Raw genomic sequence first — 22,707 nt, forward strand, 5'->3', positions numbered from 1 at the left:
CCCATGGTCTCTGAGCTGTTCGACGAGCGTGAATGGATGCCGGCACCCGGCGCCGACGCTTACACCGATGTCACGGCGCATGTGTCGAAAGACGGGCGCATCGCGCGGATCGCCTTCGATCGTCCCGAGGTTCGCAACGCGTTCCGGCCGCACACGGTCGACGAGCTGTACCGGGCGCTGGACACGGCACGGCAGGATCCGCGCATCGGCGCCGTTCTGCTGACCGGCAACGGGCCGAGCCCGAAAGACGGCGGGTGGGCGTTCTGCTCGGGCGGCGATCAGCGCATCCGCGGCAAGGACGGATACAAGTACTCCGACGACGAGGCCGCCGTCGCCGACCCCGGTCGCGCGGGGCGGCTGCACATCCTCGAGGTGCAGCGGCTCATCCGCTTCATGCCGAAGGTCGTCATCGCGGTCATCCCGGGGTGGGCGGCCGGCGGCGGGCACTCCCTGCACATCGTGTGCGACCTGTCGATCGCATCGGCCGAGCACGGCCGCTTCAAGCAGACCGACGCCGACGTGGGCTCGTTCGACGCCGGATACGGCTCGGCCTACATGGCCCGGCAGGTCGGGCAGAAGATCGCCCGTGAGGTGTTCTTCCTCGCCGAGGAGTACTCCGCCGCGCGCGCCTACGAGATGGGCGCCGTCAACCGCGTCGTGCCGCACGCCGAGCTCGAGCGCGAGGCGATCGCGATGGCGCGCACGATCCTGTCGAAGTCGCCCACGGCGATCCGCATGCTCAAGTACGCGTTCAACCTGCCCGACGACGGGCTCGTCGGGCAGCAGCTGTTCGCCGGTGAGACGACGCGCTTCGCGTACGGCACCGACGAGGGAGCCGAAGGCCGCGACGCGTTCCTCGAGAAGCGCGAACCCGACTGGTCGCCGTACCCGTATCACTACTGATGCGACTCGAACCCGTCACCGGTGACGACCCGCGCGATCTGATGCGGGCGCTGCGTGTCGCGCTGCACGGGGCAGGACCCGCGCTCGGGATCGGGCATGTGGGGGCGATGCCCATCGATGTGCGGGCGGGCACCGCCGTCGTCGTGACGACCTCAGGATCCACGGGCGTGCCCAAGAGCGTCGCGCTGAGCCGCGACGCCCTCACGGCGAGCGCGCTCGCGACCGCCGACCGGATCGGAGACGGAGCGTGGCTGCTGGCGCTGCCGGCGGGCTACGTCGCGGGGCTGCAGGTGCTCGTGCGGTCGATCGTCGCCGACCGCGAACCGGCGATCCTCTCGGGCACATTCTCGCCGCGCGCGTTCACCGCGGCCGCCCTCACGATGGCCTCGAGCGAGGGCGGCCGGCGGGTGCCGACCTTCACCTCGCTCGTGCCGGCGCAGCTGACGACGCTGCTCGACGCTGCCGAGCACGATGCCGATGTGCTCGCGGCACTGCGCTCGTTCGAGCGGATCCTCGTGGGCGGGCAGGCGCTCCCGCCCGTCACGCTCGAACGCGCCGAGACGGCGGGCGCGCGCATCACTCGCACGTACGGCTCGACCGAGACGAGCGGCGGATGCGTCTACGACGGCCGGCGCCTGCGCGGTGTGGCGCTGCGGATCGAGCGCGGCGAAGTGCAGGTGGCCGGACCGACCCTCGCCGACGGGTACCTGGGCGACTCCGAGCTGACCGACGCCGTCTTCGTGCGGGACGACGCCGGCACCCGGTGGTACCGGACAGGCGACGCGGGCGTCCTCGACGACGGCGTGCTGCGCGTGCGCGGCCGCATCGACAACGTCATCGTCTCGGGGGGCCTGAACATCTCGCTCGATCGGGTCGAGCGGATCGTGCGGACCGTGCCCGGCCTCGCTTCAGCCGTCGTCGTCGGGGTTCCCGACGAGCGCTGGGGTGAGGCATCCGTCATCGTCACCGCGCGCGGTGAGGCCTTGCGGCGCAGCGAGTCGACACAGCTCGACGAAGCGCGTGCCGCGGTCGGCGCCGAGATCGGCGCGCACGCGCGACCGGCGCGGCTCGTGCTCGTCGACGAGATCGCGGCGCTGCCGTCGGGCAAGCCCGATCGAGAGGCGATCCGCCGCGCCGTCGCCGCGCTCGGCTGACTAGGATGGCCAGTCGTGGCAGGCACCTCGAGCAAGAAGCGCAAGCGTCCGGCATCCAAGAAGCAGAACGTGCGCGGCAACCCGCAGAAGTCGCGTGAGCAGGGCGACCCCCGCAAGGTCGAACCGGCGACGCTCCGCGATTGGATCGGTGCCGCACGTCTGCGCACCCTGCCGCTCGCGATCACCCCGATCCTCATCGGTACGGGGGCGGCGATGCTCGTCGTCGACGAATTCCACTGGGTCATCGCCCTGTGCTGCCTCATCGTCGCGGTGTCGCTGCAGATCGGCGTCAACTACGCCAATGACTACAGCGACGGCATCCGCGGCACCGACGACCACCGCGTGGGTCCCGCCCGACTGACCGCTGCCCGCAAGGCGAAGCCGCGCACCGTGCTCACGGTCGCACTCGTCTTCTTCGCGATCGCGGCGATCGCGGGCCTGGCCGTGACGATCCGCACGCAGCAGTGGTGGCTCCTCGCCGTGGGCGTGGCGTGCATCGTCGCGGCGTGGTTCTACACGGGGGGCAAGCGGCCGTACGGCTACGCGGCGCTGGGCGAGGTCTTCGTCTTCGTCTTCTTCGGTCTCGTCGCGACGCTCGGCACGACCTGGGTGCAGGCCCTGGCGCTGCCCCAGGAGGCCTGGTTCGGCGCCGTCGCGGCGGGCCTGCTCGCGTGCGCCGTGCTGCTGGCGAACAATCTGCGCGACATCGACCAGGACCGGGCGGCCGGCAAGCGCACGCTCACGGTGCTCATCGGGCGGACGGCGACGCGGGTGCTGTTCACCGTCTTCGTGATCGCGCCGTTCCTCATCGCGGCGTTCCTCGCGCTGTTCTACCCGATCGCGTGGCTCTCGCTGCTCGCACTGCTCGCGGCGCTGCCCGCGATCCTGATCGTGTGGACCTATCGCGATCCGCGCGAACTCGTCGTCGCCCTCGCCCTGACGTCGCTCACGTCGGTCGGCTACGGCGCCTTCCTGATGTGGGCGTTCCTCGGCTGAGGCTCAGCGCTCGGGATCGTCGTCGATCGCGGCGTCTTCGATCTCTTCGTCGGTCGTGCCGGTCTGCCGTTCGGCGCGCCGCTGCGCGAGATCGGAAGTGACGTCGGCGAGCGGCCGGCGCAGGAACAGCACCGACAGGCTGAGCCCGATGAGCGCGGCGAAGATGGCCGCGAGCCAGTAGTACTCGCGGAACAGCGGAATGAGCATGAGCAGGCCGAAGGGCACGAGGAAGGCGAGCAGCCTGAGCACCGTGTAGAGGACGATCGACCGTGCTTTCACGCCTTCCATCGTAGGCGAGGCCGTGTCCAGCCCTCCTCCAGAGAGCACGCCTAGGATGGAGACGTGGTCCGGGCCCTGTTCATTCTCATCCCGGTGGTGGCGGCCTTCTGGATCTTCACCATCGTGGATTGTGCTGTGCAGCCGCCGACCCGCCACCGCGGAGTGAGCAAGCCCGCCTGGATCGCGATCGTCGTGCTGATTCCCGTGCTCGGCGGTATCCTGTGGCTCGCCGTCGGCCGCGTGCGCCGCTCGGCGGTCCGGGTCTACCAGGCACCCGACGACGATCCCGAGTTCCTCGGCCGCCTCGGCGCGGTCAGCGATCAGGACGAGCGCATCCGCCGCCTCGAGGAAGAGCTCGCTCTGCTCGACTCCGAGGACGACGACCCGCGGTGGCAGCAGCCGCCGACGATCGGCGGCACCGCCGACCCGACGACCGAGCCGCCCGCTTCCGACGGAGACGACGACTCGCTCGGTCAGCGCGGGGCCGTCGGCTGACCGTGGCGTCGGCCGACGAGACGCCGGTGGCGTCTGGTTCGACGTCTTGCGCGACGTCTGGTTCGACGTCTTGTGCGACGGATGCCGCGGCGGCGCTGCTGTGCGGACTGATCGACCAGGGCGTGCGCCATGTCGTACTAAGCCCCGGCTCGCGCTCGCAGGCGCTCGCCCTCGTCGCGGCCGACCTCGAACAGCGCGGCGTCATCCGGCTGCACGTGCGGATCGACGAGCGGGTGGCGGGCTTCACGGCGCTCGGGATCGGGCGCGAGACCGGGATGCCCGCGGCTGTCGTCTGCACGTCGGGAACCGCGGTCGCCAACCTGCTGCCGGCCGTCCTCGAGGCCGACCACGCCGGTGTGCCACTGCTGCTGCTCACGGCCGACCGGCCCCCTGAGCTGCGCGGCATCGGCGCCAACCAGACCACGCGCCAGCCCGGCATGTTCGCGCACCACGTGCGCCTGGAAGCCGACCTGCCGACGCCCGACGCGCTCGATCCGGTCGGAGACGCACCGCAGACCCGCATGCTGAGCGCCCTCGCGGCCGAAGCCGTCGCCGCGGCGCGCGGTGCGGGCGAGCAGTCCGCGGGACCGGTGCACCTGAACCTGCCGTACCGCGAACCCCTTTCCGGCACGCTGCCGGCGTGGGTCGATTCGGTCGTCGCCGCGGGCGAGCCGCGCGCCGCTGCGGCGGCGAGCCCGGTCGCCGTGCCCGCCGGTGAGCCGCGCGTCATCGAGCACGGACCCCGCACGATCGTCGTGGCGGGCGCCGACGCGGGGCACGCCGCCGAGCAGCTCGCGCACGAGGGGGGATGGCCTCTCGTCGCCGAGATCGTCAGCGGCGCGAGGTTCGGGCGGCACCTCGTGCACGGGTACCGCGCTCTGCTCGCCGCCCCTGACCTCGGCGGACGCGTGGAGCGCGCCATCGTCTTCGGGCACCCGACCCTGTCGCGCGAGGTCGGCGAGCTGCTGTCCCGCGACGATGTCGAGGTGCTCGCCGTGCGCGGCCCGGGCGAAGCGCTCGACCTCAACGGCGCCACCGTCGCCGTCGACGGCATCAGCCTCGCGCCCGGAGAGTCCGATCGCGAATGGCTCGGAAGATGGATGCGGGCATCGCGGGCGGCATCCGTCGATCTGACCCCGCCCGCACCCGACGCCGAGGGTCTCGCGTCGACCGAGCCCGCATCCCGGCTCGGGGCGATCGCCGCGGAGCTCGAGGTCATCCGCACGCCGGTCGACCGCGAGGCCCTCGTCGACGCCGTCTGGCGCGCGACGTGGCCGCACGACCGGCTCGTGTTCGGATCGTCGCGGCTCGTGCGCGTCGCCGATGCGGTGCTGGGCGGCAAGCGCGTTCCCGTGCACGCCAATCGCGGGCTCGCCGGAATCGACGGCACCGTCGCGACCGCGACGGGGATCGCGCTGGCGAGCCAGGACACGGGAGCGACGGGCGTCACGCGCGTGCTGCTGGGCGACCTGGCGCTGCTGCACGACGTCGGCGCGCTGCTGCTGCCGCCCGAGGAAGACGAGCCGCGCATCCAGGTCATCGTCGGAAACGACGGCGGCGGCACGATCTTCGATCGGCTCGAGGTCGCGGCCGTCGCGTCGCCCGGCGCCATGAATCGCGTGCTCTACACGCCGCACACGACGCGCCTCGAGCACCTCGCGCTCGCGTACGGCTGGGAGTACCAGCGGATCACGACCCGCTCGGCCCTGGATCAGGCGCTCACGGCACCGGCAGGCGGCCGCCAGCTCATCGAGGTTCCGCTGGCTCGCTGAGCGATTCCCGGCGGGGCGCGCCACAATGGCTGCATGACCGCGAAGAGCCAGCAGTACTGGACCTCGGATGCCCGCGAAATCCTGCGGGCCGGTGCCGGATTCCGGCTTACCGACATGGATACGGCCTCGACCCCCGGGCATCCGGGGGGAAAATCCGCCGGCGAACGCGATCTCGCCGCGGGCGCCGACCAGCTCGACGAGTACCAGGAGCGGCTGTATGCGCAGAGCCGGTCGAATGCCACCGCCCCCACGCCCTCCGGGCGCGTGCGCCCCGCGAGCGTGCTGCTCGTGCTGCAGGCCATGGACACGGCCGGCAAGGGCGGAATCATCCGGCACGTCGTCGGCTCGGTCGACCCGCAGGGCGTGCAGCTCGCGGCATTCAAGAAGCCGACGCCGGAAGAGCTCGCGCACGACTTCCTGTGGCGGATCGAGAAGCGTGCGCCCCAACCGGGCATGATCGGCGTGTTCGATCGTTCACACTACGAGGACGTGCTCGTCGGGCGGGTGCGCGAACTCGCGCCGGCCGACGAGATCGAGCGGCGCTACGGCGCGATCGTCGACTTCGAGAAGCGACTGACGGCTGCGGGCACGCGCGTCGTCAAGGTCATGCTGCACCTGTCGCCCGACGAGCAGAAGGCACGGCTCGCCGAGCGGCTCGAGCGGCCCGACAAGCACTGGAAATTCAACCCCGGCGACATCGACGAACGCGAGCTGTGGCCGGCGTACATGGACGCGTACCAGGTCGCGATCGAGCGCACCTCGACCGCCGAGGCGCCGTGGTTCGTCGTCCCCGCCGATCGCAAGTGGTACGCGCGGCTTGCAGTGCAGGCGCTGCTCCTCGAGACGCTCGAGGAGATCGATCCGCAGTGGCCGGCCGCGACCTTCGACGTCGAAGCCGAGCAAGCCCGGCTCGCCGCGAGCTGACCTCCCCGCCCGCGCGCCCCCGCGCCCCCGCGCCCCCGCGCGGCCCCTCGGGAACCCCTGCCCTGTCGACTTGCGCCTTGTGCGCGAAACGCCCGGCGTGTCGCGTGCACAAGGCGCAAGTCGGCGAAAGCGGGTCGATGTCACGCTTGGCACTGCCGCCGTGGCCGTGGCATCCGTCGCATTCGCCGCTCGTCCCGTCGCATCCGTCGCATCCGTCGCGCGCTCCGTGCGCGGGGGAGCCCTTGTTCCGTTGACTTGCGCCTTGTGCGCGAAACGCCCGGCGTGTCGCGTGCACGAGCCGCAAGTCAACCGGGGGGAGGCCGGGGGCAGGCTGGGGGAGGCCGGAGGCGCGGGGCGGGGCGTGGGTCAGGCCAGCGCGTCCACGATCGGGCGGAACTTCACCCGGGTCTCGAGCAGCTCGGCCTCGGGGTCGCTGCCGGCGACGATGCCCGCGCCCGCGTAGGCGATGATCGGGATCGTGTCGCTGTACGCCGCGAACCGGCGATCGGGCGCCGAGCCGATCTGCGCGCAGCGCAGTGCGATCGCCCACTCGCCGTCGCCGTTCGCGTCGACCCAGCCGACGGGGCCGGCGTAGCGGCCGCGGTCGAACGGCTCGATCCGGTGGATGGCATCGAGGGCGGCATCGGTCGGGGTCCCCGCCACGGCCGCCGTCGGGTGCAGCGCCGCGACGAGATCGAGCGCCGACGCGTGATCGGCGATCTCGCCCGCGACGTCGGTCGCGAGGTGCCACAGGTTGGGCAGCTCGAGAGTGAACGGATCGGGGTCGGAGCGCAGCGTCGAGGTGTGCGGCGCGAGCGTCTCGAGGACGCTCCGCACGGCGTAGCGGTGCTCGTCGAGGTCTTTCGCGCTCGCCGCCAGCGCGCCTCGGGCCGTGGCATCCTCGGTCGCATCGGCGCCCCGCGGCGTCGTGCCGGCGAGGACGCGCGCCGTGACGGTGCCGCCCGACACCGTCACCAGGGTCTCGGGGCTCGCGCCGATCATGCCGTCGACGGCATACGTCCAGGTGTCGGGGTAATCGGTCGCGAGAGCGCGCACGAGGCGGCGCAGATCCGCACCGGCGGGAACCGTGCCCACGAGGTCGCGGGCGAGCACGACCTTCGCGACCTCGCCCGTCGAGATGGCGTCGAGACCCGCGCGCACGGCGGCCTGGTATCCGGCGCGGTCGAGCGCGCCGGGGCCGAGAGTGGCCGACCAGTGCGGACCGAAGGGGATCGGTTCGGGCGCGCGCTCGGGCACATCGGACCCCACAGTGCGGATGCGTGTCACCCATGCCCGACCGTCGCGACGGCCGACCACGACTTCCGGCACGGTCAGAAGGCTCGTCGCCTGCGAACGGGCGTCGAAGACGAGGGTCCCGAAGGCGACGAGGCCCGTGCCGGGCACGCCCACCGCGTCGTCGATCTCGGCTTCGGCCGCGATCAGCCGCCACGCCGTCGCAGGGGAGGGGGCGTCGGGGGGAGTCTGCGGCCCGTGCTCGTAGCCCGTGACCTGTCCGAGGCCGATGATCCCGTCGCCCCGGCGCAGCCACGCGAGGGGCTCGCGCGGGTCGGCGAAGGGCACGAGGTCGTCGATCGGGTCGATCTCACGGGTCTCGACCACCAGCTTCGGCGGGCGAGGCGCAGGTGTCACGCCTCAACTCTAGACTCGCTGCATGGCCACTCCGCGTCCCGCACCCGGCACGCGTGTGCTGTTCCGCTGGCGCAAGTGGAACGGCGACCCGCACTGGGTGCACGAGTGCCTCTATCTCGGCGCCGACGCGTGGGGCGAGTGGTTCGGACAGCCGGTCGGTTCGCGCAGCACCCGCCCCGGACGCGAGATCGTCACGACCGCCCCGAATGTCACGCTGCTGCCGCCGAGCGGCGACTACGCGCTCACGGTCAATACGGCGCCGCCCGCGAGCTACCGCGTGTACATCGACCTCGCGTGGGATGCACGGTGGGATGCCGCCGAGCCTGAGGGCATCGATATGGACCTCGACGTCGTGCGCGCGATCGACGAGCGCGGCGTGTGGATCGACGACCGCGACGAGTGGGACGAGCACCGCGTCGCGTACGGCTACCCGCTCGACATCGTCGCGCGGCTCGAGGAGCTCGCGGTCGACTTGGAGCGCCGCGTCTCAAGGCGGATCGCGCCGTTCGACGAGGCGACCGCCGACGCATGGCTCACGCGGCTCGCCGCGATCGCGCCGCATAGACTCGACGGGTGAGCGACAACGAGCCCAACCGCGCGGATCTGCACAAGGACCCCGCCCGAGTGAGCGGGATGTTCGACCAGGTCGCACAGCGCTACGACCTCACGAACGACGTGCTGAGCCTCGGCAACGACCGGCTCTGGCGCGTCGCGACGACACGGGCCGTCGCCCCGCGACCGGGTCAGCGCATCCTCGACCTCGCCGCCGGCACGGGTGCATCCAGCGTCGCGTTCGCGCGCAGCGGCGCCGATGTCGTCGCGGCCGACTTCTCGCCGGGCATGATCGCCGAGGGGCGGCGCCGGCACGGCGGCATCCGGAATCTCACCTTCCGCGAAGCCGACGCGACGGATCTGCCCTTCGACGACGACGAGTTCGACACCGTCACGATGTCGTTCGGACTGCGCAACGTCAACGAGCCGAAGAAGGCTCTGCAGGAGCTGCTGCGGGTCGCCAAGCCCGGCGGACGCCTCGTCGTCTGCGAGTTCTCGCACCCGCCCTCGCGCGCCTTCGCGGGGCTGTATCGCTTCTACAACGACCGCGTGCTGCCCGTCGTCGCGCGCGCGATGAGCTCGAACGCCGACGCGTACGACTACCTCAACGAATCGATCAGGGACTGGCCCGATCAGGCGCGGCTGGCGGCGTGGATCCGCGAAGCCGGCTGGACCGATGTCGCGCACCGCAATCTGTCGATGGGCATCGTGGCGCTGCACCGCGCCGTCAAGCCCCGCTGAGGGCCGCGAGCCCACCCCGTCCGACGGGTAGGCTTGACCCCGTGAATCCCTCAGCATCGGGCTCGCGCCTCGCGGGCAAGCTGGGCCTCACCGACCGCATCTTCGCCGGCCCGCGCTCGCGCCGCCTGCTCGCCGAAGTCGAGAGGGGGCTCCAGAAGGTCGACGAGGTTCTCGCGTCCGAGCTTCGGATGGCCGATCCGCTCGTCGACGCGGCGAGTCGATACCTCTATGAGGCGGGCGGCAAGCGCCTGCGCCCCATGCTCACGCTGCTCACCGCCCAGCTCGGTGACGGCGCGACCGACGAAGTCGTCCAGGCGGCCACAGCCCTCGAGCTGACGCACCTAGGCTCGCTCTATCACGATGACGTCATGGATGCCGCAGACAAGCGCCGCGGAGTGCCCAGCGCCCACGCGGTGTGGGGCAACAGCGTCGCGATCCTCGCGGGCGACCTGCTGTTCTCCCGGGCCAGCCAGATCATGGCGCGCCACGGCGACGAGGCGATCCAGCTGCAGGCGGACACGTTCGAGCGCCTCGTGCTCGGGCAGATGCACGAGACGATCGGGCCGCGTGAAGACGACGACCCCGTCGCGTTCTATCTGCAGGTGCTCTCGGACAAGACCGGCTCGCTCATCGCGGCGGCAGCGCAAGCGGGCGTCGTGTTCTCGAACGGACCGGTCGAGCTGAAGGATGCGCTCGTCGTCTTCGGCGAGAAGAGCGGCGTCGCCTTCCAGCTGCTCGATGACGTCATCGACCTGTCCGACGACCCCGAAGAGACCGGAAAGGTGCCCGGCACCGATCTGCGCGCGGGGGTGCCCACCATGCCGTACCTGCTGCTCACGCAGCGCGACGACGCCGCATCGCGTGCGCTCCAGGGCGCGATCGACGACGGCGTCGAACGCATCGCCGCGGGCGCCGATCCGATGATCCTCGACGAGCCGCTCGCCCGACTGCGCGAACACGAGGCGACGCAGGCGACCCTCGACCTGGCCAACACGTGGTCGCGCGACGCGATCGACGCCCTCGCTCCCGTGCCGGACGGCCCTGTCCGCGAAGCGCTCACACGCTTCGCGCGCGCCGTCGCCGACCGTTCGAGCTGACGCTGCGGCGTTTTCTGACCGACGTACCGGAAGGACTCCTATGACCAAGCTCCGTCTCGCCATCGTCGGTGCAGGGCCCGCGGGCATCTATGCCGCGGACATCCTCTTGAAGGCCGAGCGCAAGTTCGACGTCTCGATCGACCTGTTCGAGCAGCTGCCCGCGCCGTACGGCCTCGTGCGCTACGGCGTGGCCCCCGACCACCCGCGCATCAAGGGCATCGTCACGGCTCTGCGCGATGTGCTCGATCGTGGCGACATCCGTCTCTTCGGCAATGTGCGCTTCGGCCAGGACATCACGCTCGACGACTTGAAGCAGCACTACCACGCCGTCATCTTCGCCACGGGAGCGATCCGCGACACCGACCTCGGCATCCCCGGCATCGACGCGGACGGCTCGTACGGTGCGGCGGAGTTCGTGAGCTGGTTCGACGGGCACCCCGATGTGCCGCGGGAATGGCCGCTGGAGGCGGCATCCGTCGCCGTGCTCGGAAACGGCAACGTCGCGCTCGATGTCTCGAGGATCCTCGCGAAGCACCCCGAGGACCTGCTGTCGACCGAGATCCCCGACAACGTCTACGAGGGCCTCGCGGCCTCGCCGGTCACGGATGTGCACGTGTTCGGGCGTCGCGGGCCCGCGCAAGTGAAGTTCACGCCCCTCGAACTGCGCGAGCTCGGCGAGCTGCGCGACGTCGACATCGTCGTCTACGACGAGGATTTCGACTACGACGACGCGTCGAAGGCCGCCATCGCGAGCAACAAGCAGGTCATGGTGATCGACCGCGTGCTGCAGTCCTGGCGGCAGCGGCCCGCGGTCAACAACACCGGCGGGGAGGCATCCCGGCGACTTCACCTGCACTTCTACGCCCGACCGGTGGAGGTTCGCAAGGATGCCGGCGGGAAGGTCGCCGCGCTCGTGTACGAGCGCACGCGTCCCGACGGCGAGGGAGGCGTCGAGGGCACGGGCGAACTGCGCGAGCTGCCGATCCAGGCGCTGTACCGTGCCGTCGGATACTTCGGGTCGCCGCTTCCCGGCGTGCCGTTCGACAAGCGCCACGGCGTCATCCCGAACCACGAAGGCCAGGTGCTGCACAAGGACTCCAACGAGCGCGTGCCGGGCGTGTACGCCACGGGCTGGATCAAGCGCGGTCCCGTCGGGCTCATCGGGCACACCAAGTCCGACGCGATGGAGACCGTGCGCCACCTCATCAACGACCAGGGCTCGTGGTGGGACCCGGCCGACCCGTCCGATGCGGCGATTCCGGCGCTCCTCGCCGAACGCGGCGTGCGGTGGACCGACCTCGACGGCTGGCACCGCCTCGACGAGCACGAGATCGCGCTCGGAGCGCCCCGGGATCGCGCACGCATCAAGGTCGTGGCGCGCGATGAGATGCTCCACGTATCGCGTGGCGAGTGAGGGTGCGTCGGTAGGCTGAGCGGATGTCGCACGAGTGGGTCCCCGATGTGCTGGGGGAGCCGTTCGAGCAGCTGACGCTGCCGCTCGACGACGATGAGGAGGGTCCCGTCGTCGCGACCCTCGTGCGGCTGCGGGCGAAGGCTCCGGCGCTGGGCGGGCTGTTCGGCGATCACCGCCCGTTCGCCGACGTCGACGTGCTCTACGTGCACGGCTGGTCGGACTACTTCTTCCAGGCGCGGCTCGCCCGTTATTGGGCGGATCGCGGCGCGAACTTCTACGCGCTCGATCTGCGCAAGTACGGACGCAGCATCCGCGAGGGGCAGACGCCCGGGTACATCGCCGATCTCTCCGACTACGACGCCGACGTCGCCGCCGCCCTCGAGGCGATGGGCCGCGGTGCCGATGGGTCGGGCCAACGGCGTCTCGTGCTCTTCGGTCACTCGACGGGCGGTCTCACCCTGAGCCTGTGGGCGAGCAGGAACCCGGGCGCGGCGGCCGCCGTCATATTGAACAGTCCGTGGCTCGAGTTCCAGCTGAGCGCCGTGACGCGTGCCGCGATCGCGCCCGTGCTGGGTCTGCACTCCAAGCTGCGCCCGTTCGATCTGTGGCCGCAGATGGATGCCGGTTTCTACGCCCGTGCACAGCGTGAGGTCGCTGATGCCGAAGACCCGCTGACGATCGAGGCCCTGTGGCGTCCCGAGCACACGATGCCGGTTCACGTCGGTTGGATGCACGCCGTCATCGCGGGGCACACGAAGGTCTCGGCGGGCCTGGCGATACCGGTGCCCGTCTGCGTCCTGCTGTCGGCGCGCACGGCGATCCCCACGAAGTGGAGCGAGGACCTCACGAGCGCCGACACGGTTCTCATCGTCGACGACATCGCGCGCGCTTCGCTCAAGCTCGGCCCGTCGGTGACCGTCGAGCGGATCGACGGCGCCCTGCACGACGTGTTCCTCTCACGCCGTGACGCGCGCGACGAGGCCTACGCCCGCCTCGACCGGTGGGCGACGGCGATGCTCGCCCGCCGCTGACCCGACCGCCATCTGTCGGACGCAGACGCGACGTTCGACGCTCGCCGGAAGCAGCCGGACGCCGATACAGTGGCGATCGACCCGACTTCTGGGGCGTCGGATCCGTTCGAACCGATCCGTTCGAACCCTCGGCACCTGGGTCACCGGTTCCCCGGCGCGTCATTCCCCCTGTGCGCGCGCCGGGGGGCCGCCCCGGGCCTCAGCAGCAGGACGAGGCGTGACGGTCTGTGCGGCCGGTGCTACCGGTAGTTGACGTACTGCAGGTCGACGTCGAGGTCGGCGGCCTTCAAGAGGCGCTGAACCTCCTGCAGGTCGTCGCGGCTCTTGGACTGCACCCGCAGCTCGTCGCCCTGGATCTGAGACTTCACCGACTTCGGTCCCTCGTCGCGGATGATCTTCGAGATCTTCTTGGCGTTCTCCGACGAGATGCCCTCTTTGAGCGTCGAGACGATGCGGTACTCCTTGCCGCTCGCCGTCGGCTCACCGGTCTCGAGGCTCTTCAGCGAAATGCCGCGCTTGATGAGCTTGGACTGGAAGACATCGAGCACGGCCTTCGCGCGCTCTTCGCTGTTCGCCTTGATGAGGATCGACTCGCCGCTCCACGCGATCGAGGCGTCGGTGCCCTTGAAGTCGTAACGCTGCTCGACCTCTTTGCGCGCCTGGTTGAGGGCGTTGTCGGCCTCTTGCTGGTCGATTTTCGAAACGATGTCGAACGAGGAATCTGCCATGCCGCGAGTCTAGCCGCGGCTTCCTCCTCGCAGCGCGTGTGCAAACGCTTACAGCGATGGGGTGGATGCCGCCCGTCGAGCCCGCGCATGAGGTCACGAACGTGTATCGAGATCGCCGGGCGAGGTTGCACGTTGGGGGGATCGAGATGACAATGTAAGCGCTTACATTCCTTGTGAGCGGGAGACCGGTCTCCGTTCGCGCTCTGCGTCGGCTCGTCCGGTACACCCCTACAGCACGTGAGAGAGGCACACCGATGACGGTGAAGAAGAAGGGCGTTCTCGCATTCGGCGCGCTCATCGCAGGCGGCGCCATGCTGCTTGCCGGCTGCTCCGGCGACAGCGGCGGCGACGAAGGAAACGGCGGCGGCGAATCGACCGCCGGCGAACTGACCGTCTGGGTCGACGCCGAGCGCATCGACGCACTGAAGGACGTCGCCGCCGAATACACCGACAAGACGGGCGTCACGGTGAACCTCGTGTCGAAGGACACCGACGTCATCAAGGACGACTTCATCCAGCAGGTGCCCACGGGCCGCGGTCCCGACATCGCGATGGGTGCGCACGACTGGGTCGGCGAGCTGTCGACGAACGGCGTCGTCGCTCCGATCGAGCTCGGCGACACCTCGGGCGACTACCTGCCGGTCGCCGTGCAGGCCTCCACCTACGAGGGCACCACGTACCTCCTGCCGTACGCCGTCGAGAACATCGCGGTGCTGCGCAATGCCGATCTCGTGCCCGACGCGGCCACGGGCTTCGACGACATGATCGCGAAGGGTCAGGCCGCGGGCCTGGACCACCCGTTCGTCGTCGAGCAGGGTGCTGAGGGCAACCCCTACCACCTGTACCCGTTCCAGACGGCGTTCGGTGCACCGGTCTTCGGGCTCGACGCCGAAGGCAACTACGACCCCGCTCAGCTCGAGCTCGGCAGCCCCGGCGGCTTCGAATTCGCGACCTGGCTGTCCGGGCAGGGCGCGAACGGCACCGGCGCCTTCAACACCGACATCGACGGTGACATCGCCAAGCAGTCGTTCCTCGACGGCACGGCGGCGTTCTGGCTGACGGGCCCGTGGAACGTCGGGGCCGCCGTCGACGCGGGCATCAACGTCGCGATCGACACCGTCCCCAGCCCGACCGCCGAGCCCGCTGCTCCGTTCGCGGGCGTCAAGGGCTTCTACCTCAGCGCCGAGTCCGAGAACAAGGTCGCCGCGAACGACTTCCTCGTCAACTACCTCGGCACCGAAGAGGTGCAGCTGAAGCTCTTCGAATCCGGCAACGTGCTGCCCGCCCTGACGGCGGCCGCCGACACCGCTTCGGCGGACCCGATCGTGGGCGGCTTCGCCGCCGTGGGCGAAGAGGCCGTGGCCATGCCCGCCATCCCGCAGATGGGCTCCGTGTGGGAGTTCTGGGGCATCGCACAGGCCGAGATCATCAACGGCGCCGACCCGGCGGCGACGTGGCAGAAGCTCGTCGACGATGTGACGGCCGCCATCGGCTGACGACCCACGGATGCCGGGGCCCGATCTTCGCACGAGGATCGAGCCCCGGCATCCCGCTACGATCACGCTAGAACGGCAGAGTCGCCACGTCGGACTGCCCGCACGCAACGGAGGCTGCGAGTGACGAGCAACACGCTCGAAGAGCGCACGGAGGACCCCGCGGCCGACCCGCGACGACGCAAGCGGTCGAAGCAGGCGGCGCGCATCGCCGATGCCGCATCGCTCGGCGTCAAGGGATGGATCATCAAGATCGTCCTGCTCGGGATACTGGACGCGCTCGCCGTCTTCGCGCTGTTCGTGCTGCTGAGCAACCGGGAATGGCTCGTGGCCGGGCTGGTCGCGGCCACCACGGCGCTCCTCAACTGGATCTACCTCTCGCGGCGCCGGCTGCCCGCCAAATACCTCGCTCCGGGCGTCATCTTCCTGCTGATCTTCCAGGTGTTCGCGCTCGTGTACACGGGCTACATCGGCTTCACCAACTACGGCACCGGCCACAACGGCTCCAAGGAGCAGGCCGTCTCGTCGCTCATGGCGTCTGCGCTCGAGCGCGTGCCGGACTCGCCGACGTACGACGTCACCGTCGTGTCGCAGCTCGGGCAGTACGGCGTGCTCGTGACGGACCCCGACGGGGAGGCGCTCTTCGGCACGAACGAGCAGCCCCTCGAGCCCGCCCCCGGAGCCCGGTTCGAGGGCGGCAAAGCCGTCGGACTGGACGGCTGGACGACGCTGACCTTCGCCGATGTGCTCGCCAACCAGAGCGTCATCGGAGACCTCGCGGTCCCCGTGTCCGACGATCCGAACGACGGGACTCTTCTCACCCCGGACGGTCAGCGCGGATACCTGTACACCTCCGCGCTCGTGTACGACGAAGCCGCGGGAACCATGACGGACACCCGCAACGGCACGGTCTACAGCGACACCGGCGTGGGTGCGTTCACCGCCGACGACGGATCGCAGCTCATGCCGGGCTGGACGATCGTCGTCGGGTTCGACAACTTCGTGCGCGCCGTGACCGACGAGAGCATCCGCGGCCCGCTGTTCTACGTGACGCTGTGGACGTTCGTCTTCGCGATCGTGTCGGTGGCCACGACCTTCTTCCTCGGACTGTTCCTCGCGATCGTCTTCAACGACATGCGGATGCGGGGGCGCAAGTTCTACCGCATCCTGATGATCCTCCCGTATGCGTTCCCGTCGTTCCTGTCGGCGCTCGTGTGGGCGGGCATGATGAACGAGAGCTTCGGATTCATCAATCAGGTGCTCCTCGGCGGGGCGTCGGTGCCCTGGCTGACCGATCCCTGGCTGGCGAAGGTCTCGGTCCTGCTCGTGAACCTCTGGCTCGGGTATCCGTACATGTTCCTCGTGTGCATGGGGGCGCTGCAGTCCATCCCCGACGACGTCATCGAGGCGGCGAAGGTCGACGGCGCGAGACCCTGGGGGATCTTCCGGCTGATCAAGCTGCCGCTGCTCCTCGTGACGGTCGCGCCCCTGCTGATCGCGTCCTTCGCGTTCAACTTCAACAACTTCAACCTGATCTACATGCTCACCAACGGCGGGCCGCGCGACTCGTCCGCCGCGATCAACGTGGGCCACACCGACATCCTGATCTCGATGGTCTACAAGGTGGCCTTCACGGGGCAGAACCGTGACTACGGTCTGGCATCCGCCTTCACGATCCTCATCTTCATCGTCGTCGCGGTGATCTCGATCATCAGCTTCCGACGGACCAAGGCACTGGAGGAGCTGAACTGATGCCCGATTCCTTCCCCGGCAGCTCCAGCGGTCTCCTGGCCGGCGAGGCCGAAGTCCTGGACGACACCCGTCGCCGCGGTCGGCGACCCAAGCGTCGCGCCGACGCGGACTTCTACGAACGACCGAAGACCTTCGGGCAGTGGTTCCGCGCGACCGGCTGGCGGCACCTGGTGGGTGTCGTGATGATCGTCTTCTCGACGTTCCCGCTGTTGTTCGTGCTGTCGTCGTCGCTCAACCCCCGCGGCACGCTCACGGGATCCAACGCGCTCTTCTCGACTGTCGGCATCGAGAGCTACGTGCGGATGCTGACCGATCCGAACAACCCGTACGCCAACTGGTTCGTCAACACGCTCGTCGTGGCCAGCGTCACGGCGGTCGCGACGGTGTTCCTGGGCGGGCTCGCGGCATACTCCTTCTCGCGGATGCGATTCACCGGGCGCCGGATCGGACTCGTCTCGATCGTCATCGTGCAGATGTTCCCGCAGCTGCTCGCGGTCGTCGCGCTCTTCCTGCTGATGTCGGCGATCGGCGACTGGTTCCCCGCGCTCGGGCTCGACACGCACCTGGGCCTCATCATGGTGTACCTCGGCGGCGCCCTCGGCGTGAACACCTATCTCATGTACGGGTTCTTCAACACGATCCCCGCGTCGATCGACGAAGCGGCCAAGATCGACGGTGCGGGGCACGCGCGGATCTTCTTCACGATCATCCTGCGCCTGGCAGCCCCGATCCTCGCGGTCGTGGCGCTGCTGTCGTTCATCGCGTCGTTCAGCGAATTCGTCATCGCCAGCGTCATCCTCATCGAACCCGAGAAGCAGACGCTCGCCGTCGGCCTGACGAAGATGGTCTCCAACCCGCGCTACGCGGATTGGAGCGCGTTCTCGGCCGGTGCCGTCCTGGCCGCGCTCCCGGTCATGGCGCTGTTCCTCATCCTGCAGAAGTACATCGTCGGCGGACTGACCGCCGGCGCCGTCAAGTGAGCATGACCTTGCTCACGCCGCACCACGACGGCTCACCGCTGTACGTCTCGAACGACGCGCCGCAGCTCGGCGAGACCGTGCGGGTGCGGGTGCGCGTGCCGCAGGGGTACGGGCCGCTGCGCGCCGTGCGCACACGCTCGAACCCCGACCACGAGCCGAGCTGGACGGATGCCGCGTTCGTCGGCTCGTCGGACGGGTGGGACTGGTGGGAGGCGCCGGTCGCGGTGCACAACCCGCGACACGGCTACCGCTGGCTGTTCGTGCACGCCGACGGCCGTGCGCACTGGCTCAACCAGACCGGTCTGCACGACATCGAGACACTCGACGCCGACGACTTCGCCCTCGTCGCCCGCCCCGCCCCGCCCGCGTGGCTGTACGACGCCGTGATGTACCAGGTGTTCCCCGACCGGTTCGCCCGGTCGGCGCAGGCCGATGCCCGTCCGGTGCCGGAGTGGGCTCTGCCGGCCGCGTGGGATGACCCCGTCGACCCCGTCTCGCCCGGCCGTTCGCAGCAGTTCTACGGCGGCGATCTCGACGGTGTCACCGAGAAGCTCGACCACCTCGTCGAGCTCGGGGTGAACGTGCTGTACCTGACGCCGGTCTTCCCCGCGGCATCCAACCACCGCTACGACGCGTCGAGCTTCCTCTCGGTCGATCCCCTGCTGGGCGGTGATGAGGCGTACGTCCGGCTCATCGAGGCGGCGCATGCCCGCGGCATCCGGGTCATCGGAGACCTCACGAGCAACCACTCGGGGGACCGGCACGAATGGTTCACGTCGGCGCTCGGCCGGCCGGGCGCCGAGACCGAGGACTTCTACTACTTCCGCGACGGCAACACGCGATACGAGTCATGGCTCGGCGTGCCGAGTCTGCCGAAGTTCAACTGGGCCTCGCAGAAGCTGCGGGCGGCGTTCGTCGACGGGCCGGACTCCGTCGTCGCGCGGTGGCTCGAGCCGCCGTATTCGACCGACGGGTGGCGCATCGACGTCGCGAACATGACGGGGCGCCTGGGCGACATCGACCTCAACGCCGAGGTACGACAGCTGCTGCAGGAGACGATGCGGCGGATCAACCCCGACGCGATCCTCCTCGGCGAGTCGACGAACGACGCCGCGAGCGACCTGCAGGGCGACGGCTGGCACGGGGCGATGACGTACCCCTCGTTCACGCGCCCGCTGTGGGGCTGGCTGTCCGAACCGACGGGGCGGGCCTATCTCACGGCCGAAGGCGAGGAGCGCACCGAGCCGTGGTTCTTCACGCAGCCGGTGGGCGGCATCCCGCGCTATACGGCGCGTCAGTTCGTCGACGCGGTCGTGCGGTTCACGGCGGGGATCCCGTGGCGGGTGCGCCTGGGCAACATGCAGCCGCTGGACACCCACGACACGGCCCGGTTCGCGACGAACGCGGCGCCGGGCAGCATCCCCGTCGCGGTGGGGCTGTCGATGACCCTGCCGGGTCTGCCGGTCGTGTTCGCGGGCGACGAGTACGGGCTGGTCGGAGCCGACGGCGAGTCCAGCCGCACGCCCATGCCATGGGGGAGCGAGGACGAACCCGCCGTCGCCGAACGGCTCGAGCTCTACCGCTCGCTCATCGCGCTGCGGCGCGAGCACGCCGTGCTCGGCAGCGGCGGGCTGCGGTGGCTGCACGTCGACGACGAGACCGTCGTGTTCGCGCGCGAGTCGGCTGACGAGACGATCGTCGTGCTCGCGACGCGCGGAGACGCCGACGTCGAGCTCGTGCCCGGCGCTCTCGCCGGAGCGGAGAGCGCGCGGGCGCTCGTCGGCGACGCGACGCTCGCGACAGCGGTCGACGGCGCCGTCGTGCTCTCGGCCGAGGGCCCGGCCTTCGCCGCCTGGTCGCTCCCCGGCGTGCGCGTCCCCTCCTGACACGGCCTCTTGACCGCGAGACTGCAACGGGAGGCCGAAACCGTGGGCTTTACCCGCTGGTTCGGCGTGCCGTTGCAGTCTCGCGGGTAGGGGGTCGGGCACGCGACGTGTGGAGAACGCGTGACACCGGATCGCGGTATCGGGCACACTGAGTGCCATGTCAGCGTTGACCACCGTCGGATTGCCCGTCGCCCTCGGCATCATCATGTTCGGCCTCGGGCTGAGCCTCACCCTCGGCGACTTCGCCCGAGTCCTGAAGCAGCCCAAAGCGGTGATCGTCGCCCTCGCCTGCCAGCTCCTGCTGCTGCCGGCGATCTGCTTCGGGCTCGTGATCGCCTTCCAGCTGCCGCCGGTCCTCGCCGTCGGCATGATGATGCTCGCCGCGTCTCCCGGCGGCACGACGGCGAACCTGTACAGCCACCTGTTCCGCGGCGACATCGCGCTGAACATCTCGCTCACCGCCGTGAACTCGGTCATCGCCGTCATCACGCTGCCGCTCATCACGAACTTCGCGATCTGGTACTTCGAGCCGTTCGACGATCAGCTCGGCATGCAGTGGTCCAAGGCGCTCGAGGTGTTCGCGATCGTGCTGCTGCCCGTCGCGGGCGGCATGCTCGTGCGCCGTTTCTGGCCGCGTTTCGCCGCGGGCATGGACAAGCCCGTGCGCATCGCGTCGGTCATCATCCTGGTCGTCGTGATCGCCGGCGCCGTCGCGTCGAACTGGGCGCTGCTGGTCGAGAACTTCGCGCGGCTGTCGCTCATCACGATCGTGTTCTGCCTCGTGAGCCTCGCCATCGGATACCTCGTACCCCGCTGGCTGCGCGTCGGCAAGCGCCAGGCGATCGCCTCGTCGTTCGAGATCGGCATTCACAACGCGACCCTCGCGATCGTCATCGCGCAGACGGTCCTCGGCTCGGTGGAGCTGTCGCTGCCGGCAGCCGTCTACGGAGTGCTGATGTTCTTCGTCGCCTTCGGGTTCGGCTTCCTCATCCGCGGACGCGACCGAGCGGATGCCGCCACCCCACCCCGCCCAGACCGTGAGACCGCATCGGGCGGCCGAGACCGTGGGTAAACCCCGCATCCTCGGCGCGCAGATGCAGTCTCGCGGGTCCGGGGCGGAGGGGCGTTCGTAGACTGAGGGGATGCGCCCGCTCACGGAAGACGTTCTCCGAGCCGCCATGGCCAACGCCTCGCCCGACGATGTGCGACTGCTCGCCGTGCCGGTCGACTTCGTCATCACCGACTGGGACCACCTCGACTTCTACGCGTGGCGCGACCCGCGCACGCGCTCCCGCGGCTACATCGTCGCCGAGATCGACGGTGAGCCGCACGGGGTCGTGCTGCGCGCCGCCGACGGCTCGTCGCGCGCCCGGGCATCGATGTGCAACCTGTGTCACACGATGCAGCCTTCCGACCAGGTGGCGCTCTTCACGGCGCGCAGGGCCGGCGAGGCGGGAGAGCACGGCGACAGCGTCGGCACCTACATCTGCTCCGACCTGTCGTGCCACGAGAACGTGCGACTGGCGGCTCCGCTCGCGCCGAGCGAGATCCGCGCGAGCGTGGACCGCCGCATCGACGGCACCCGCGCGCGCGTCGAAGCGTTCGTCGCGCGCGTGCTCGAGACAGCGGGCTCGCGCCGGTGACGGTCGTCGTCATCGGCGACGCGCTGATCGACGAGCTGCGCGACCCCCGCGGCATCCGCGAATTCGTCGGCGGAGCCGCGCTCAACGTCGCGGTCGGCCTCGTCCGGGTCGGCGTGCCGGCGACCCTCATCGCGATGGTGGGCGATGATGACGCGGGCTCGCGCATCCGCCGATACCTCGGCGACCTCGGCGTCGGGCTGATCGCGACCCCCGCACCGCACGGCTCCGCGCGCGCCGTGAGCACGCGCACGCGAGGGGAACCGCAGTACGAGTTCAACGAGGCGGCCCGGCGTCGCCGCATCCGGCTGGGCGAACGCGAGCGCGCCGTCATCGCAGCGGCCGATCTCGTCGCCGTCAGCTGCGTCGCCTTCGACGACCCCGAGCAGGCGGATGAGCTGCGCGACGCGCTCGCCGACGCAGCATCCGTCGCGATCGACCCGAACCCCAGACCCGGGATGCTGCGCGACCGAGCCGCATTCGTGCAGGGATTCGAGCGCGTCGTGCCCGGCGCTCGGCTGATCAAGGTCGGCGACGACGACGCGCGGCTGCTCTATCGCGCGCCGCTCGACGCCGTGCGGGCGCGGATGGTCGAGCTCGGCGCGCACGCCGTGCTCGCGACCCGCGGATCGGCGGGCGCCACGATCGAAGCGGGCGACGTGGTCCTGACCCGACCGGTGCCGCGACTGCCCGGCCGGATCGTCGACACGATGGGTGCCGGCGACGCCGCCTTCGCCGCCGCGCTCGCCGGGCTCGTGGACCATTCGCCGACGCACGCCGACGGCTGGGACGCGGTGCTTCGCGACGCGATGGAGATGGCCGCCGCCACGTGCCGTTTCGAGGGCGCGCTGCTGCGCACACCGAGGGCTCTGGACGGCATGGACCTGGGTCGCATCGGCACCTGAGCGGGTCGATTTCGAACACCGGCAAGATGCGCGTAAGATTGTGGATCGCGCCTCCGGTCGACTGAAAAAGCTGGGCGGGTGCGCACCCGGCGAGTTACCCAAGCGGCCAAAGGGATCTGACTGTAAATCAGACTGCTCAGCATTCGGGGGTTCGAATCCCTCACTCGCCACCACATTCCCCCCGCGATCCGCGCGCCTGCGCCCGCTTTCTGCGTATGCCCTTGCTGCCCCTGCCGCCCGAGCGGCGGCATCCCTCTCGCGTCAGCCCGTCCCCGTTCGCCGACTTGCGCCCTGTGTCGGCGACACGCCGGGCGT

21 protein-coding genes and 1 tRNA gene are annotated in these 22,707 nt (G+C 70.1%); 19 read left to right on the plus strand and 3 right to left on the minus strand.

Annotated elements, in window-relative coordinates; all coding sequences use genetic code 11:
• Positions 1-3: 3 nt before the first annotated feature.
• Genes ACFC3F_RS00080 through ACFC3F_RS00090 form a run of 3 tightly spaced genes read left to right on the plus strand, consistent with a single transcriptional unit; the run spans position 4 to position 3,053 of the window.
• On the plus strand, positions 4-903 hold the full coding sequence (locus tag ACFC3F_RS00080) for a 1,4-dihydroxy-2-naphthoyl-CoA synthase (RefSeq protein WP_376125000.1): 900 nt from the start codon (positions 4-6) through the stop codon (positions 901-903).
• The gene (locus ACFC3F_RS00085; protein WP_376125003.1) at positions 903-2,057 is read left to right on the plus strand and encodes an AMP-binding protein; all 1,155 of its coding nucleotides are present in this window, start codon (positions 903-905) and stop codon (positions 2,055-2,057) included. The genes ACFC3F_RS00080 and ACFC3F_RS00085 overlap by 1 nt, the downstream gene beginning before the upstream one ends.
• 15 nt (positions 2,058-2,072) lie before the next feature.
• Positions 2,073-3,053 (plus strand): 1,4-dihydroxy-2-naphthoate polyprenyltransferase, encoded by a 981-nt coding sequence (locus tag ACFC3F_RS00090; RefSeq protein ID WP_376125005.1) that lies wholly within the window; start codon positions 2,073-2,075, stop codon positions 3,051-3,053.
• Between the two features lie 3 nt (positions 3,054-3,056).
• Here the strand turns inward: ACFC3F_RS00090 and ACFC3F_RS00095 are convergent, their stop codons facing one another.
• Positions 3,057-3,341: a DUF4229 domain-containing protein gene (locus ACFC3F_RS00095; RefSeq protein ID WP_376125008.1), complete on the minus strand. Its 285-nt coding sequence runs from the start codon at positions 3,339-3,341 to the stop codon at positions 3,057-3,059.
• 54 nt (positions 3,342-3,395) lie between these two features.
• Here ACFC3F_RS00095 and ACFC3F_RS00100 point away from each other — a divergent pair, with 54 nt between their 5' ends.
• The 3 genes from ACFC3F_RS00100 to ACFC3F_RS00110 are packed head-to-tail and all read left to right on the plus strand — an operon-like array spanning position 3,396 to position 6,523.
• Positions 3,396-3,827: a PLD nuclease N-terminal domain-containing protein gene (locus ACFC3F_RS00100; protein WP_376125012.1), complete on the plus strand. Its 432-nt coding sequence runs from the start codon at positions 3,396-3,398 to the stop codon at positions 3,825-3,827.
• A gap of 26 nt (positions 3,828-3,853) precedes the next feature.
• A complete protein-coding gene (gene menD, locus ACFC3F_RS00105; protein ID WP_376125015.1) occupies positions 3,854-5,599 on the plus strand; it encodes a 2-succinyl-5-enolpyruvyl-6-hydroxy-3-cyclohexene-1-carboxylic-acid synthase in 1,746 nt (581 codons plus the stop codon).
• Positions 5,600-5,632: 33 nt separating this feature from the next.
• Positions 5,633-6,523 carry a polyphosphate kinase 2 family protein gene (locus ACFC3F_RS00110; protein ID WP_376125018.1) on the plus strand — a complete coding sequence of 297 codons (891 nt, stop codon included), beginning with the start codon at positions 5,633-5,635 and terminating at the stop codon, positions 6,521-6,523.
• Positions 6,524-6,889: 366 nt separating this feature from the next.
• Here ACFC3F_RS00110 and ACFC3F_RS00115 read toward each other — a convergent pair whose 3' ends face one another.
• Positions 6,890-8,173 (minus strand): isochorismate synthase MenF, encoded by a 1,284-nt coding sequence (locus tag ACFC3F_RS00115; protein ID WP_376125020.1) that lies wholly within the window; start codon positions 8,171-8,173, stop codon positions 6,890-6,892.
• A 22-nt stretch (positions 8,174-8,195) separates the two neighbouring features.
• On the opposite strand from ACFC3F_RS00115, the gene ACFC3F_RS00120 reads away from it, so the two are divergent.
• Genes ACFC3F_RS00120 through ACFC3F_RS00140 form a run of 5 tightly spaced genes read left to right on the plus strand, consistent with a single transcriptional unit; the run spans position 8,196 to position 13,008 of the window.
• Complete coding sequence (locus ACFC3F_RS00120; protein ID WP_376125022.1) at positions 8,196-8,750, plus strand: DUF402 domain-containing protein; 555 nt, start codon at positions 8,196-8,198, stop codon at positions 8,748-8,750.
• 56 nt (positions 8,751-8,806) lie between these two features.
• Positions 8,807-9,466 (plus strand): class I SAM-dependent methyltransferase, encoded by a 660-nt coding sequence (locus ACFC3F_RS00125; RefSeq protein ID WP_376125611.1) that lies wholly within the window; start codon positions 8,807-8,809, stop codon positions 9,464-9,466.
• Positions 9,467-9,507: 41 nt separating this feature from the next.
• Positions 9,508-10,563, plus strand: a complete 1,056-nt coding sequence (locus ACFC3F_RS00130) for a polyprenyl synthetase family protein (RefSeq protein WP_376125024.1) — start codon at positions 9,508-9,510, stop codon at positions 10,561-10,563.
• A 40-nt stretch (positions 10,564-10,603) separates the two neighbouring features.
• A complete protein-coding gene (locus ACFC3F_RS00135; RefSeq protein ID WP_376125027.1) occupies positions 10,604-11,977 on the plus strand; it encodes an FAD-dependent oxidoreductase in 1,374 nt (457 codons plus the stop codon).
• Positions 11,978-12,000: 23 nt separating this feature from the next.
• Positions 12,001-13,008: an alpha/beta hydrolase gene (locus ACFC3F_RS00140; RefSeq protein WP_376125029.1), complete on the plus strand. Its 1,008-nt coding sequence runs from the start codon at positions 12,001-12,003 to the stop codon at positions 13,006-13,008.
• A 239-nt stretch (positions 13,009-13,247) separates the two neighbouring features.
• Here ACFC3F_RS00140 and ACFC3F_RS00145 read toward each other — a convergent pair whose 3' ends face one another.
• Positions 13,248-13,736 (minus strand): YajQ family cyclic di-GMP-binding protein, encoded by a 489-nt coding sequence (locus ACFC3F_RS00145; RefSeq protein WP_376125032.1) that lies wholly within the window; start codon positions 13,734-13,736, stop codon positions 13,248-13,250.
• 254 nt (positions 13,737-13,990) lie between these two features.
• On the opposite strand from ACFC3F_RS00145, the gene ACFC3F_RS00150 reads away from it, so the two are divergent.
• From ACFC3F_RS00150 to ACFC3F_RS00185, 8 genes are all read left to right on the plus strand, one after another.
• Positions 13,991-15,232 carry an extracellular solute-binding protein gene (locus ACFC3F_RS00150; protein WP_376125034.1) on the plus strand — a complete coding sequence of 414 codons (1,242 nt, stop codon included), beginning with the start codon at positions 13,991-13,993 and terminating at the stop codon, positions 15,230-15,232.
• Between the two features lie 120 nt (positions 15,233-15,352).
• A complete protein-coding gene (locus ACFC3F_RS00155; protein WP_376125037.1) occupies positions 15,353-16,981 on the plus strand; it encodes an ABC transporter permease subunit in 1,629 nt (542 codons plus the stop codon).
• Positions 16,981-17,961 carry a sugar ABC transporter permease gene (locus tag ACFC3F_RS00160; protein ID WP_376125040.1) on the plus strand — a complete coding sequence of 327 codons (981 nt, stop codon included), beginning with the start codon at positions 16,981-16,983 and terminating at the stop codon, positions 17,959-17,961. The genes ACFC3F_RS00155 and ACFC3F_RS00160 overlap by 1 nt, the downstream gene beginning before the upstream one ends.
• A 2-nt stretch (positions 17,962-17,963) precedes the next feature.
• Entirely contained in the window at positions 17,964-19,847 is a 1,884-nt protein-coding gene (locus tag ACFC3F_RS00165; protein WP_376125042.1) for a glycoside hydrolase family 13 protein, read from the plus strand.
• Positions 19,848-20,004: 157 nt separating this feature from the next.
• Positions 20,005-20,919 carry a bile acid:sodium symporter family protein gene (locus tag ACFC3F_RS00170; RefSeq protein ID WP_376125044.1) on the plus strand — a complete coding sequence of 305 codons (915 nt, stop codon included), beginning with the start codon at positions 20,005-20,007 and terminating at the stop codon, positions 20,917-20,919.
• 70 nt (positions 20,920-20,989) lie between these two features.
• A complete protein-coding gene (locus ACFC3F_RS00175) occupies positions 20,990-21,490 on the plus strand; it encodes an FBP domain-containing protein (RefSeq protein ID WP_376125047.1) in 501 nt (166 codons plus the stop codon).
• Positions 21,487-22,392 carry a PfkB family carbohydrate kinase gene (locus tag ACFC3F_RS00180; RefSeq protein WP_376125050.1) on the plus strand — a complete coding sequence of 302 codons (906 nt, stop codon included), beginning with the start codon at positions 21,487-21,489 and terminating at the stop codon, positions 22,390-22,392. The genes ACFC3F_RS00175 and ACFC3F_RS00180 overlap by 4 nt, the downstream gene beginning before the upstream one ends.
• Positions 22,393-22,480: 88 nt before the next feature.
• A tRNA-Tyr gene (locus tag ACFC3F_RS00185) sits at positions 22,481-22,565 on the plus strand.
• Positions 22,566-22,707: the final 142 nt, after the last annotated feature.

It is taken from the genome of Microbacterium sp. NPDC055910, from assembly GCF_042271185.1.
GTDB lineage: Bacteria > Actinomycetota > Actinomycetes > Actinomycetales > Microbacteriaceae > Microbacterium.